We start from the raw sequence: 13,623 nt of genomic DNA, 5'->3' as shown, positions 1-13,623 counted from the left end.
CCATATCATTACAATTAAAGCCCTCTGTATGCCCCGGATTTTGAATATAATTTGCATGTTTAATCTGTTTTTTGTATCTTTGTGCCAGCAAGATACTGGAACAGGCTGTTTCTATACATAAAAATGCTATTTTTTTGCTATTCGTTGAAAGGATTATCTTATCAAATTCTATTCCTTTTTTAATTACTCAGTCTGTCAATAATCATTCTATTAATTATTTCGGGATTCATTGTTATTTGTCCCGTATTTAAATCAGAACTTTATACGATATAAAGAAAGATTCCTATTATCGTTTGTTCTTGTCTTGCTGTGTATATTATTTTAATAACCTAAACCATTTTATTGTATGAGTAAAATAGAAATTAAAGATCTCTATCTGGTTTTTGGCAATGAGAAGCAGAAGGCTTTGAAGATGTTGAAAGAAGGTAAAACAAAAAGTGTAATATTAAAAGCGACCGGATGTACGGTTGCGGTGAAAGATGCGAATCTTTCCATTAATGAAGGCGAAATATTCGTCATTATGGGGCTGTCCGGTAGTGGAAAGTCCACTTTACTCCGCTGCATCAACCGTTTGATACGCCCTACTTCCGGAGAAGTGATTATCAATGGAACAGACATAGCCAAAGTGTCGGATAAAGAACTGTTGCAGATTCGCCGGAAAGAACTGGCTATGGTCTTTCAGAACTTCGGTCTGCTTCCTCACCGTTCTGTCTTGCATAATATAGCTTTCGGACTCGAACTACAGGGAGTTAAAAAGGGAGAACGGGAGCAGAAAGCGATGGAAAGTATGCAACTGGTGGGGCTGAAAGGCTACGAGAATCAGATGGTAAGTGAACTGTCGGGTGGGATGCAGCAGCGTGTCGGGCTGGCACGGGCTTTGGCCAATAATCCCGAAGTCCTGTTGATGGATGAGGCCTTCTCGGCACTCGATCCTTTGATCCGCGTACAGATGCAGGATGAACTGCTGACTTTGCAGTCGAAGATGAAAAAAACGATTGTCTTTATTACTCACGACCTGAGTGAAGCGATTAAATTGGGTGACCGGATTGCTATCATGAAGGATGGAGAAATTGTACAAATCGGTACATCGGAAGAAATCCTGACCGAACCTGCCAACGCTTATGTAGAACGATTTGTGGAGAATGTAGATCGAAGCAAGATTATTACGGCTTCCTCTGTTATGGTAGATAAACCCATAGTGGCACGTTTGAAGAAAGAAGGTCCGGAGGTGCTGATCCGTAAGATGCGCGAACGGAATCTGACCGTTCTTCCGGTAGTCGATTCCAATAATCTGTTAGTAGGAGAGGTGCGGTTGAATGACTTGCTGAAACTGCGAAAAGAGCAAATCCGCTCCATCGAGTCCGTAGTAAGGCATGAAGTTCATTCAGTGCTGGGTGATACGGTGCTGGAAGATATTCTTCCGTTGATGACAAAAACGAACTCGCCAATCTGGGTCGTAAATGAGAATCGGGAGTTTGAAGGCGTAGTGCCACTTTCCTCATTGATCATCGAAGTAACGGGAAAAGATAAAGAAGAAATTAATGAAATCATTCAAAACGCAATAGAATTATGATAAATATCGGACAATATATAGAAACTGCCATTAATTGGCTCACAGAACATTTTGCTTCCTTTTTTGATGCTCTCAGCATGGGGATCGGAGGATTCATAGACGGTTTTCAGCACGTACTGTTTGGAATACCTTTTTATATCACAATTGCAGTGCTGGCTGCGCTCGCCTGGTTTAAGTCGGGTAAGGGGACAGCCGTATTTACCCTCTTGGGCTTATTGCTTATTTACGGCATGGGCTTTTGGGAAGAAACGATGCAGACATTGGCGTTAGTACTTTCTTCCACTTGTCTGGCATTGCTTTTAGGCGTTCCGCTGGGAATCTGGACTGCCAACAGTGATCGTTGTAACAAGATAATGCGCCCTGTCCTCGACTTTATGCAGACAATGCCTGCCTTTGTCTATCTGATTCCTGCCGTTCTATTCTTCGGATTGGGAACTGTGCCGGGAGCTTTTGCCACCATCATCTTTGCAATGCCTCCTGTGGTTCGTCTGACCGGTCTGGGCATTCGTCAGGTTCCTAAAAACGTAGTAGAAGCCTCCCGTTCTTTTGGAGCTACTCCCTGGCAGCTTCTTTATAAGGTGCAATTGCCTTTGGCGTTGCCTACTATTCTGACGGGAATCAACCAGACGATCATGATGTCACTTTCGATGGTAGTGATTGCCGCCATGATTTCTGCCGGAGGATTGGGAGAAATCGTACTGAAAGGTATCACCCAAATGAAAATCGGACTCGGATTTGAAGGCGGTATCGCAGTCGTGATATTGGCGATCGTACTGGACCGCATCACTCAGGGTATGGCAGATAACAGAAAAAGTAAAAAGAAATAAGAATCACACCAAAGAAAGGAATAATCAATGAATAAGATAAAAATGATTGTGGCAATGTTTATTGCCGGCATACTCTTAACCTTCGTTTCCTGCGGAGACAACGGAAAGAGTAAGAAGATAAGTATCGCTTATGCCAACTGGTCGGAAGGGATTGCCATGACAAACCTTGCCAAAGCGATTTTTGAAGATCAGGGGTACGATGTAAAGTTGCTGAATGCCGACCTTGCACCTATATTTACCTCTATCTCCCGTAAGAAAGCAGACGTATTTATGGATGTCTGGATGCCTGTCACTATGGAAGATTATATGAAACAATACGGAGATAAACTCGAAGTTATCGGGGATATTTATGATGGTGCCCGTATCGGGCTGGTGGTTCCGGATTACGTTACAATCAACTCGATCGAAGAGTTGAATGCGGAAAAGGAACGTTTCTCTGGCCAGATTGTCGGCATTGATGCCGGAGCCGGTATTATGAAAGCTACCGATCAGGCCATCAAAGATTATGGATTGGATTATAAACTGATGACTTCGAGCGGACCTGCCATGACTGCTTCCCTAAAGAAAGCGATTGATAAGAAGGACTGGATTGTCGTGACGGGATGGACGCCTCACTGGATGTTCGACCGTTTCAAACTGAAAGTTCTTCAGGACCCGAAGCTGATATATGGAAATGCGGAAACCATTCATACCATAGCGTGGAAAGGTTTTAGCGAGAAAGATCCTTTTGCTGCCGAACTTCTGGGCAATATTCGTCTGACTGATGCGGAAATCAGTTCTTTAATGACTGCTCTGGAAGAGGCGCAGACGACGGAAAGACAGGCTGCCCGTCAATGGATGGAAGAACATCAGGAACTGGTAAACAGTTGGATTCCTAAGAAAGATTGATAAGCAAACACTACTTCAACCATCCCGCCATTCTTTCTTTACCATAGAAGTAGTAGAAAAGTAGTCCCAGCCAGCTGGTAAGAACGATTAATACAATCGCTATAAGCCTTTTCTCTACAGCCGCATTTATATTCCAAATCTCTATGGCAGCTCTGAAAGTCAGTATCAAACCGACAATCCAAATAACAAATCCGATCATATCTTTAGAGTTTTAATGAATATCTTCGTGAGAAGTAATCGTTACTTCTAATATATAAACAAAAAAGGCAGGAATCTGTTTCCAGGATTCCTGCCTTTTATTATGTACAAAGTATTTCTACTTATTATTCAGCTGTATCAGCTCCCCAGTTTTCTCTGGCAAGACGTTTGTAGCTGTTGTAACGCCATTTAGCGTTTTCTTCAGCAGCTTTAAACAGTTCTTCAGCTTCAGCAGGGTATTGTTTCATTACAGAAGCGTAACGAACTTCACCCTTCAAGAAACCTTGGAAGTCTTCCCAGTTAGGTTCTTTGCTATCCAGCTGGAACGGATTCTTGCCTTCTTCTTCCAAAGCAGGGTTGTAACGCCACAAGTGCCAGTAACCGCACTTAACAGCCTTTTCTTCTTCTTCCTGGCTCTTACCCATACCGGCTTTCAGACCGTGGTTGATACATGGAGCGTAAGCGATGATCAGTGATGGTCCCGGATATGCTTCAGCTTCGCGGATGGCTTTCAGAGTCTGAGCCTGGTCAGCACCCATAGCAATCTGAGCAACATATACATAACCGTAAGTAGTAGCCATCAGACCGAGGTCTTTCTTACGTACACGCTTACCTGCAGCAGCAAACTTAGCGATAGCGCCTACCGGAGTAGCTTTAGAAGACTGACCACCTGTGTTAGAGTAAACCTCAGTATCCAATACAAGGATGTTAACGTCCTTACCGGAAGCGATTACATGGTCAAGACCACCGTAACCGATATCGTAAGAAGCGCCGTCACCACCGATGATCCACTGACTACGTTTAACAAGATATTGTTGCAGATCAGCGATTTGCTTGCAGTGGTTGCATTTATCCTTAGCAGCTTCTACCATCGGAATGATCTTTTCAGCCAGTTCCTTAGTCTTTTCTGCATCCAGCATATTGTTGATCCATTCAGCGAATACTTCTTTGTATTCAGCCGGGCAGCAATCAGAAGCGATAGCTTCGTTCATTACTTTCACCAGACGGGCACGCATCTTTTCGTTAGCCAGTTCCATACCCAGACCAAATTCACAGAAGTCTTCGAACAAGGAGTTAGCCCATGCAGGACCGTGACCCTTTTCGTTCATAGTGTACGGAGTAGAAGGAACTGAACCTGAGTAGATAGAAGAACATCCTGTAGCGTTAGCAACCATTTCACGGTCACCGAACAACTGAGAAATCAGTTTCACGTACGGAGTTTCACCACAACCGGAGCAAGCGCCTGAGAACTCAAACAACGGAGTTGCGAACTGAGAGTTCTTCACGTTAGCCTTGATGTCTACTAGGTGTTGTTTGCTCTTCACGTTTTCAGCGCAGTAAGTCCAGTTATCAGCTTCGGCCAACTGGCTTTCAAGGTGTTTCATGGTCAATGCCTTGCCACCCTTCTTCGGATTACCCGGACAGATGTCGGCACAGTTACCGCAACCCAGACAGTCGAGAACGTCTACCTGAATACGGAATGTCATACCGTCGAATACTTTACCTACAGCTTTCAGTTGCTCGAACTTAGCACCCTTCTGCTCTTCAGCATCGAGTACAAACGGACGGATAGAAGCGTGAGGACAAACGTAAGCACACTTGTTACACTGGATACAGTTTTCAGCATTCCATTCGGGAACGAATGCAGCTACACCACGTTTTTCGTATTTGGAAGTACCTTGATACCAAGTACCGTCTTCTATACCCTTGAATGCAGATACCGGCAGCAAATCACCGTCTTGTGCATTGATCGGACGAACTACTTCGTTGATGAAAGCAGGATCGTTGTTTTCTGCTTTTGCATCATCCGGCAGGTTAGCCCAAGCAGGATCGACAGTCAGAGTCTTGTATTCACCACCGCGGTCTACAGCAGCGTAGTTCTTGTTAACAACGTCTTCACCCTTCTTGCCGTAAGACTTAACGATGAATTTCTTCATCTGTTCAACAGCTTGATCTACAGGAATAACGCCTGTGATACGGAAGAATGCAGACTGAAGGATTGTATTGGTACGGTTGCCCAGACCAATTTCCATTGCAATCTGAGTTGCGTTGATATAGTATACAGAGATGTTGTTCTGTGCAAAGTATTTCTTCACCTTGTTAGGCAGGTTCTTAGCCAGTTCTTCGCCTTCCCAGATGGTGTTCAGCAAGAAAGAACCGTTCTTACGCAAACCACGTGTTACGTCGTACATGTGCAGGTAAGCCTGAACGTGACAAGCAACGAAGTTCGGAGTATTTACCAAGTAAGTAGAACGGATCGGAGTATCACCGAAACGCAGGTGAGAACAAGTGAAACCACCCGACTTCTTGGAGTCGTAAGAGAAGTAAGCCTGACAGTGTTTGTCGGTGTTGTCACCGATAATCTTAACAGAGTTCTTGTTGGCACCTACCGTACCGTCAGCACCCAGACCGTAGAATTTAGCTTCGAACATACCTTCACCGCCCAGAGCGATTTCTTCTTTCTGAGGAAGAGAAGTGAACGTAACGTCGTCTACGATACCGATAGTGAAGTGGTTCTTCGGCATTGGCATAGCCAAGTTTTCGAATACAGAGATGATCTGTGCCGGAGTGGTATCTTTTGAACCCAGACCGTAGCGACCGCCAACGATAACAGGAGCATTTTCTGCGCCATAGAAGCAGTCTTTAACGTCAAGGTAAAGAGGTTCGCCGTTAGCACCCGGTTCTTTTGTACGGTCAAGCACTGCGATGCTCTTTGCAGTCTTGGGTACAGCAGCCAGGAAGTGTTTAGCAGAGAACGGACGATACAAGTGTACGGCAACCATACCTACTTTTTCGCCGTTTGCTACCAAGTGGTCGATAGCTTCGCGGGCAGCTTCAGTTACAGAACCCATTGCGATAATTACGCGTTCTGCATCTTCTGCACCGTAGTAATCGAACAAACCGTATTTGCGGCCTGTGATCTTGGAAATTTCGTTCATGTATTCTTCTACGATAGCAGGGACTGCTTCATAGTAGTTATTGCATGATTCACGATGTTGGAAGAAGTGGTCGGGGTTTTCAGCCATACCACGGGCAACCGGCTTCATCGGATTCAGTGCACGGGCACGGAATTCAGCCAAAGCTTCCTGGTCGATCAGCGGAGCGAGATCGTCGTTTTCCAACATTTCGATCTTCTGGATTTCGTGAGAAGTACGGAAACCATCGAAGAAGTTCATGAACGGAACGCGTGATTTGATAGTAGCCAGATGAGCAACACCTGCCAAATCCATAACTTCCTGTACAGAACCTTCTGCCAACATAGCGAAGCCAGTCTGACGAGCTGACATTACGTCCTGATGGTCACCGAAGATACACAATGCGTGAGAAGCCAGTGTACGAGCAGAAACGTGGAATACACAAGGCAAGAATTCACCGGCAATCTTGTACATGTTAGGGATCATCAAAAGAAGACCCTGAGAAGCAGTGTAAGTAGTAGTCAATGCACCAGCCTGAAGAGAACCGTGAACTGCACCGGCAGCACCACCTTCAGATTGCATTTCCTGTACCAATACTGTTTCGCCGAAGATGTTCTTACGTCCTGCGGCAGCCCATTCGTCTACGTACTCAGCCATAGTCGAAGAAGGAGTGATGGGGTAGATAGCTGCTACTTCAGAAAACATATACGAGATATGTGCTGCAGCTTGGTTACCATCACATGTGATGAATTTCTTCTGTTTAGTCATAACTAAATTAAATATTTAAGTAAATAAATCTTTTTAGTATAAGAATCCGAACATCCAGAGAGGTATGTGGTTGCCGCGGCCTATCTCAGCCTTTTGCAACGCATACGTCACGTCCGGGTTATTCTTTATTTTTGTACCTTCCGCACAAATTTTGAACGGCATCACTTCGTCTACCATGAAAGAGACGTTTTTATCTCCTTTATGTACCTTATGGTCTTTCCATAAAGTGTTAACGAAGAACGTGTCGAGTACATCCTGTTCTTCCACTTTCACCGGATAAATGGAGTACATCAGGTTAGAGTTGTGCATCATAATCTTTGACGGTTTCTTTGGGAATTCTTCTCCTTTCGGGTAAACCAGATTAATCAGACGTGCGTCTGCCAGATACTTGATATAGTTCATTACCGTAGCGCGGGATGTCTGTACGTCACTTGCCAGTTGGCTCACGTTCGGAGCTTTCGGTCCGTCCACAGCCAACAAATATAGTAATTTTTTTATCTTTGAAAGATATTTCAGCTCAATTTGTTTGATCAGCAAGATATCCACTTCTACCATCATGTTCATTGTTTTCAGCAGATTCTCCGAGAAATTACGTTTTTCAAGGAAGAAAGGGTAGAAACCATGATGCAGGTAATCCTGAAAATAATCCAGCGGTCGTACTTTGGAAAGTACTCCTTTGGCTATCTGTTCATGTGTACTGAGGATTTCTTCGAGGCTGTATGCCCGGAATTTCATTCCTGTCTGCAGGTTCAGAAATTCACGGAAAGAGAATCCGCGCAGGTTATAACTTTTCGCAATGTCACGCAATTCGAGGTTTTCTTCTTTGAGTCGCATGACGGAAGAACCGGTGAAGACAATCTTCAGGCTGGGGAAACGGTCATAGCACATTCGTAGCTCTCTGCTCCATTCGGGATGTTTGAACACCTGGTCGATCAGCAGTACTTTTCCGCCACGTTTCTGAAACTCGTTGGCGAAGTCAACAAGGCTGTGACCGGAGAAATAAAAGTTGTTCATGTTGATGAACAGACAGGAACGGTCGGTTCCGAATTTCTCTTTGGCGTACTGCAGGAGGAAAGTGGTTTTTCCTACGCCACGTGTCCCTTTGATACCAATCAGACGGTCACTCCAGTCGATCTCGTCCATAAGATCACGGCGAACGGGGGCATTGGTGTGCTCAACGAGGTAGGCGTGTGTGCGATAGAATGATTCCATTTCGTTTCTTTGTTTTTCGGCTGGCAAATATAGTGCTTTTTTTAGGATTTGCAAAGTAGAGATAGCAAAAATGTGCTTTAATTTATAAGTTTCTCTTTATTGTGTAAGTTCCTGATTATTTCCTGTATATATTTGCAGAATAATGTGTTGAATCCATCTTTGACATGACGAAAAGACCTGTTTATATATTCAATCCGGAGCATGATATGGCGTTGGCAAGCGGTGAGACGAACTATATGGCGCCGGCTTCCGCCCGACAGATGGCGAGTGACCTGGCATTGCTTCCTATGTGGTATGCCGAAGCGGGAAGTGCGGTGCTTGCACCGTCTGCTTATAATGCGGATTTCCTGAAAACAAAGAGTGAACTTTTGGGCATGGATGTGGCCTTGTTGACGGAACCGGAAGTGGCTGGCGGTAAAGACCGGAAGTTCTCTCCGTGGGGTTGGGACCCTGCTTTGCGGAAGCGTTTGATGATATTGGGGGCAGATCAGACGGAGCTGCCTTCTGCAGAATATATGGATATTCTGAGGGAGCACTCACATCGTCTGCAGGCGGTAAAGTTGTTGCCTGGGTTGCGGTTGAATGAATACTTCTGTGGAGAATCTTTTTATTTGAATACTTTGGCGGAGTGCAGTGCGTTCGTCGAAGGGCGGGAAGCGTGCTTGTTAAAAGCTCCGCTTTCCGGAAGCGGGAAAGGATTGAATTGGTGTAAAGGCATATTTACTACTTTTATTTCCGGTTGGTGTGCCCGTGTCGCTGCTTCTCAGGGCGGGGTGGTAGGCGAACCTATATATAATAAGGTGGAAGATTTCGCTATGGAGTTTTATGCTGATGGGAGAGGACGGGTTGTTTTTGCCGGATATTCGGTCTTCCACACGGGTGGGAGTGGGATGTATGCGGGAAATGACTTGCTGTCTGACGAGAAGATTCTGCAGAAACTATCGGCTTATGTGCCACAAGAAGAATTTATCAGGCTGCGGACTTGTCTGGAAGAAGAATTGTCAGCTTTGTTCGGTGGCTTTTATCATGGATACTTGGGAGTGGATATGATGATTTGTCATTTTCCGGGTGAAGCGCCTGTTTACCGGATTCATCCTTGTGTCGAAATTAATCTGCGAATGAATATGGGGGTGGTGGCATGGCTCTTGACGGATCGTTATTTGGCTGCGGATGCGGAAGGAGCTTTTCGGATTGATTATTATCCTTTAGCCGGTCAGGCTTTGGAGGAACATCGGCAGATGTCGGCTTCGTTCCCTTTGTCCGTAGAGAATAATCGGGTGTGTGCCGGATATTTGCCGTTAGTACCGGTGACGCCTCAAAGCCGGTATCGTGCGTTTCTTTTGCTTACTCTCCCCCAGTGAAAAAGATAGTGCTTTTGCTCTCATGCTCTAACAGTTCGTCTGTATCCCTTTATTCATCGATGTTTTAGCTGTTAGAGATCCAGTGGTAGCAGAGTGAGAGCAAGGACTTGCTCTCACTCTGCATCGTCCTGATAAATACCGTTTTTACTGTGTTATTCTTTGATTTACAGGATGTTAATATCTGATATCTCAACTGTTAACGTTTGATTTCTCAGATATTAATAATTGAGAAATCAAGTATTAAGGACTGATAATTTATGTATTATTGACTGATATATGATTTAATGTTTTCAGAGAGAGCAGTACTATTGAAGTAGCTGATGCGTTCAATGTGATTGGAACATGCGGTTAAGTCAATCAAATCAACAGTAGTTTCAGATAGTTTCGAGCGTTTGGAACTAAAGTTTCAAGCGTATGAAACTCTAGTTTCTCACCGATGAAACTACAGTTTCACACCGATGAAACTCTGGTTTCAAGCAATGGAAACTCTTTGAAGATACTGCTAAATTGGAATTGGTGAACATCGGAAAAGTCATATTGTGGTAATACTGTCTGAAATGCCTACTTATCTCCATTTATGGGTGCACTCTCATTCCCGCAACGGTCGATAGCCGTTACTGCAAAATACTTCTTGGCATTCCAAGGCTGGATGGGTGCATAAATGTAACTTGTTTCACGAATACTTTGTGCGACAATATTTTCCGCTTTCTTTGTATCTACCGGATATTCATTGGAAGCATAAATCACGTACATCGGTTTATTCCGTTGGTCATTATCCGTCGCTGGTTGCCAGTTCAATTCGGTATATCCGTTGTCGATGGACGTAACTTTGAGTGCTGAGGGGGCAGACGGCGGAACGTTATCCAACCATGTCATCGGGGGCTGTAATGCCGGATAGGCATAGAAGTTCTCAATCAGTTCGTCATAAATTCCCTGAGTATTGTCCATCAGATACTTGACACGGTAATGCCCTTCTCCTGCCATTTTCTGATTACGGATGAAATTAATCTGACGATCCACTTCGTCGCGTGTCCACTTCCCTTCGTCGGGATGGAGGAAATAGATGCCCAGCCCCGGAATAACCTGTCGTCCGTTGCTCTGTTCCTGCCAGTCGAGCGCGAAAGGATAGAAACTGTTTCCCTGAAAATACATCATGGGATATATCTGATCCTGAATACCTTCTCCGAGCCATCCTTGCGGGTCTTGATAAACGGTATAAAATGCGTTCCAACCACGGGAAGAATAGCGGGAAGTGTCTCTGTATTTTCCTACAGGACAAGTGCTTACCTTTACCCACGGCTTCATTGCTTTTACTCCTTTATATATATATCGGACGATTTCGGAAATGTTATCCCGTCGCCATTGATCCAAAGTACGTCCTTTGCTGTAACGGCGGAAGTCATATTTGTCGGGGAATAGAGGCGCATTCTCCGGATAGCGCAGGTAGTCGAAATGCACTCCGTCTATATCATAGCGGTCCACCACTTCCCGAACGAGTCTCATGAGATACTCTTTCGTAGCAGGATGCCCCGGATTAAGGAAATATTCATTCTTATAAGGCACGCATATATCTTTCACTCGCTTGGTGACAGATTGTTTGCCGAGAGAAGCGACGTGCTTTTTGTTGCCTAGCGGAATTGTCACCATCCACGCATGACATTCCATCCCCCGCTTGTGGCATTCCTCAATTGCAAAGGCCAACGGATCATATCCCGGATTTCCTCCGACTTTTCCGGTCAGGATAGAATTGAACGGTTCGATGGAAGAAGGATACAGCACATCTCCGCGTGTACGTGTCTGAAACAGGACAGTATTGAAGTTGGCAGCTTTCAGTTTATCAAGGATATCCACCAATTCTTCCTTTTGCTTGCAGATGCCCTGAGGAGTCGTAGCCCGTGTACGGGGCCAGTCCAGACCATATACAGCCGTAATCCATGCTGCACGAACTTCGTGCTTGGGTTGCGCCTTAGCCGGAAGGATAAGAAACAAAAGTGAAAGAATGAAAATAGTTCGGTGCATATTATTCCCTTTTAGATGCTAAATCTCTGCAAAGCTAGCAAAAATGTCTGTAAATTGATTATTCCTTTTTTATTTAATGCTATTTGACAGAAAATTACTGATTCTCTTTTAGTGGTATCTGCATTCTTAGCCGTCTTTTAATAAGGTACGAAATAGAAAATATTAATATAACAATATAATAAACAATGAAAAAGCTACTATCTGTGTCGCTCTGTCTTTTGTTTGCGGCGAGTCTGACTGCCCAGACGGGAAAGATTAGAGTTGCTACTGTTGGAAACAGTATTACCGGGGGAACGAATGATTATGGTTATTACGCGATGCCTCTGGCTGAAATGCTCGGTGATGATTATGAAGTTACCAAATTTGGTAAAGGCTCTTCCGGGGTATTTATAAAATTAAGAGAAGATGCGACTACTCCCGAAAATCCTAATGAATATCAATTCGCTTACATTAATTCTGAGCAATGCGCAGCGGCACTTGAGTATAAACCTAATATTGTCATTATTAAGTTCGGTGCAAATGATGCCAACAAGAAGAATTTCGAAAAATATGGTAAGGAGACTTTTAAGGCAGACTATAAGAAGTTGATCGCTAAATTCCAGGCTCTTTCGACCAAACCGGATATTTATATTTGTACGCCTCCTCCGATGTATTATGGCGATGGGGGATTTCTAGGTTCATTTGATGACAATGTAGCAAAGAATTATATTCAGCCTGCCGTAAGAGAGATTGCGGAGGAACTTAATCTGGTCTGTGTAGATCTGTATAATCCCTTAAAGGGGCATCCGGAATTTATGCCGGGCGGCAACGATTGGGTGCATCCCGACCATAGAGGGCATTATATTATAGCGAAGGAAGTGTATAAGGCGATAACGGGTGAATTCGTTATGAACCCTGGTGGGGTAACGGTGGCTGCTTCGGATATTTCTCTTTCAGATTCGAAGGCGAAGATGAAGAATAGTGCTATTGAAAAAGTGAAGAACGGTACGAGATTGTCATTCGATGTACATTTTGGCTCGTTGCCTACGTATGAGAAAGTAGAGGTTGACGTACAATTGAATAAAAAGAAATCGGGATACTTGGATTTCTATCTGGATACTGAAACAATTCCTTTTGCCTCAGTTGATGTTTCGGGTGCCGACTCCAAGAACTTCACTACGCAATCTGCTCTTTTCGACCGTCGGATAAAAGGTAAACATAAAGTGACTGTACAATGGAGAGGACAGGATGCCAAACTGAAATCAGTAACTATCAAGGAAAAATATATGCCTTATGTAACCGATAATGTATCTCAGGTCTATTTGGTAAACAAGGCAACCGGTATGGTACTGGATTGTAATCCGGATTCGAAACTGATTTCTGCCGCAAAATATGATTCGGAAAAGAAGTCCCAGTTGTTTTGTATCGAGAATTTGACGTATCATATCCTCCGTGTCAGAAATATAGCGACCAACCTTCATGTAATGAATAATGGAGATAAAGTGATTGTGGGTAAACCGGGTGATGACTGGCGAGTGCATGATCCTAAATATGCATTGTTCCTGACACCTACGGATGATGAAGGCTATTATTCATTGGAGCTGTCTCCTGAAGCAAGAATAGGTTTGTCTTCTGCGAACAGTACAGAGGTGGTAGGCAATAGAAGCGGCCAAATTGAAGACTTGGATAAATGGAAAATCGTGACAGCTGATGAAATGAAGAAGCAGTAATTCAGACCTTGGTGTATATATCGGATTACCTATATTAGCATTGAAAAGAAAGGAGGTTGTATCTAAACCTTTGCCGGAAGAACAAGAAACAAAAGTGAAAGAATGAAAATAGTTCGGTGCATATTCTTTATTTTTTGTTTTAAATCCCTGCAA

9 protein-coding genes are annotated in these 13,623 nt (G+C 44.1%); 5 read left to right on the top strand and 4 right to left on the bottom strand.

Annotation, left to right across the window (positions count from 1 at the left end):
- Positions 1-346 precede the first annotated feature (346 nt).
- Genes ACHLI0_RS07000 through ACHLI0_RS06990 form a run of 3 tightly spaced genes read left to right on the top strand, consistent with a single transcriptional unit; the run spans position 347 to position 3,288 of the window.
- Positions 347-1,573 (top strand): quaternary amine ABC transporter ATP-binding protein, encoded by a 1,227-nt coding sequence (locus ACHLI0_RS07000; RefSeq protein ID WP_490748742.1) that lies wholly within the window; start codon positions 347-349, stop codon positions 1,571-1,573.
- A complete protein-coding gene (locus ACHLI0_RS06995; protein ID WP_008763296.1) occupies positions 1,570-2,400 on the top strand; it encodes an ABC transporter permease in 831 nt (276 codons plus the stop codon). The genes ACHLI0_RS07000 and ACHLI0_RS06995 overlap by 4 nt, the downstream gene beginning before the upstream one ends.
- Positions 2,401-2,427: 27 nt before the next feature.
- Positions 2,428-3,288: a glycine betaine ABC transporter substrate-binding protein gene (locus ACHLI0_RS06990; RefSeq protein ID WP_055229583.1), complete on the top strand. Its 861-nt coding sequence runs from the start codon at positions 2,428-2,430 to the stop codon at positions 3,286-3,288.
- 10 nt (positions 3,289-3,298) lie between these two features.
- On the opposite strand, the gene ACHLI0_RS06985 is transcribed toward ACHLI0_RS06990, so the two are convergent.
- The 3 genes from ACHLI0_RS06985 to ACHLI0_RS06975 all read right to left on the bottom strand — a co-directional run bounded on the left by ACHLI0_RS06985 (position 3,299) and on the right by ACHLI0_RS06975 (position 8,381).
- Positions 3,299-3,487 (bottom strand): hypothetical protein, encoded by a 189-nt coding sequence (locus ACHLI0_RS06985; RefSeq protein ID WP_055229586.1) that lies wholly within the window; start codon positions 3,485-3,487, stop codon positions 3,299-3,301.
- Positions 3,488-3,611: 124 nt separating this feature from the next.
- Positions 3,612-7,169 carry a pyruvate:ferredoxin (flavodoxin) oxidoreductase gene (nifJ, locus tag ACHLI0_RS06980; RefSeq protein ID WP_055229588.1) on the bottom strand — a complete coding sequence of 1,186 codons (3,558 nt, stop codon included), beginning with the start codon at positions 7,167-7,169 and terminating at the stop codon, positions 3,612-3,614.
- Between the two features lie 33 nt (positions 7,170-7,202).
- A complete protein-coding gene (locus tag ACHLI0_RS06975) occupies positions 7,203-8,381 on the bottom strand; it encodes an ATP-binding protein (RefSeq protein ID WP_490748741.1) in 1,179 nt (392 codons plus the stop codon).
- A gap of 164 nt (positions 8,382-8,545) precedes the next feature.
- Between ACHLI0_RS06975 and ACHLI0_RS06970 the strand changes: the two genes are divergently transcribed.
- The gene (locus ACHLI0_RS06970; protein WP_490748739.1) at positions 8,546-9,742 is read left to right on the top strand and encodes a hypothetical protein; all 1,197 of its coding nucleotides are present in this window, start codon (positions 8,546-8,548) and stop codon (positions 9,740-9,742) included.
- A gap of 561 nt (positions 9,743-10,303) precedes the next feature.
- Here the strand turns inward: ACHLI0_RS06970 and ACHLI0_RS06965 are convergent.
- Complete coding sequence (locus ACHLI0_RS06965; RefSeq protein ID WP_490748737.1) at positions 10,304-11,761, bottom strand: glycoside hydrolase family 10-like protein; 1,458 nt, start codon at positions 11,759-11,761, stop codon at positions 10,304-10,306.
- Between the two features lie 185 nt (positions 11,762-11,946).
- On the opposite strand from ACHLI0_RS06965, the gene ACHLI0_RS06960 reads away from it, so the two are divergent.
- Positions 11,947-13,470 (top strand): GDSL-type esterase/lipase family protein, encoded by a 1,524-nt coding sequence (locus ACHLI0_RS06960; protein WP_490748735.1) that lies wholly within the window; start codon positions 11,947-11,949, stop codon positions 13,468-13,470.
- The last annotated feature ends 153 nt before the right edge of the window (positions 13,471-13,623 follow it).

The sequence above is a fragment of the Bacteroides sp. RCH18 genome (genome assembly GCF_058231005.1).
Note: the sequence above shows the minus strand (reverse complement) of the source record. Positions and strands in the feature narration are given on the sequence as shown.

What these genes read in the sequence shown, in the direction of transcription:
- nifJ (WP_055229588.1), bottom strand. Translation starts at nt 7,169, where the DNA reads ATGACTAAACAGAAGAAATTCATCACATGTGATGGTAACCAAGCTGCA.
- ACHLI0_RS06970 (WP_490748739.1), top strand. Translation starts at nt 8,546, where the DNA reads ATGACGAAAAGACCTGTTTATATATTCAATCCGGAGCATGATATGGCG.
- ACHLI0_RS06965 (WP_490748737.1), bottom strand. Translation starts at nt 11,761, where the DNA reads ATGCACCGAACTATTTTCATTCTTTCACTTTTGTTTCTTATCCTTCCG.
- ACHLI0_RS07000 (WP_490748742.1), top strand. Translation starts at nt 347, where the DNA reads ATGAGTAAAATAGAAATTAAAGATCTCTATCTGGTTTTTGGCAATGAG.
- ACHLI0_RS06985 (WP_055229586.1), bottom strand. Translation starts at nt 3,487, where the DNA reads ATGATCGGATTTGTTATTTGGATTGTCGGTTTGATACTGACTTTCAGA.
- ACHLI0_RS06995 (WP_008763296.1), top strand. Translation starts at nt 1,570, where the DNA reads ATGATAAATATCGGACAATATATAGAAACTGCCATTAATTGGCTCACA.
- ACHLI0_RS06960 (WP_490748735.1), top strand. Translation starts at nt 11,947, where the DNA reads ATGAAAAAGCTACTATCTGTGTCGCTCTGTCTTTTGTTTGCGGCGAGT.
- ACHLI0_RS06975 (WP_490748741.1), bottom strand. Translation starts at nt 8,381, where the DNA reads ATGGAATCATTCTATCGCACACACGCCTACCTCGTTGAGCACACCAAT.
- ACHLI0_RS06990 (WP_055229583.1), top strand. Translation starts at nt 2,428, where the DNA reads ATGAATAAGATAAAAATGATTGTGGCAATGTTTATTGCCGGCATACTC.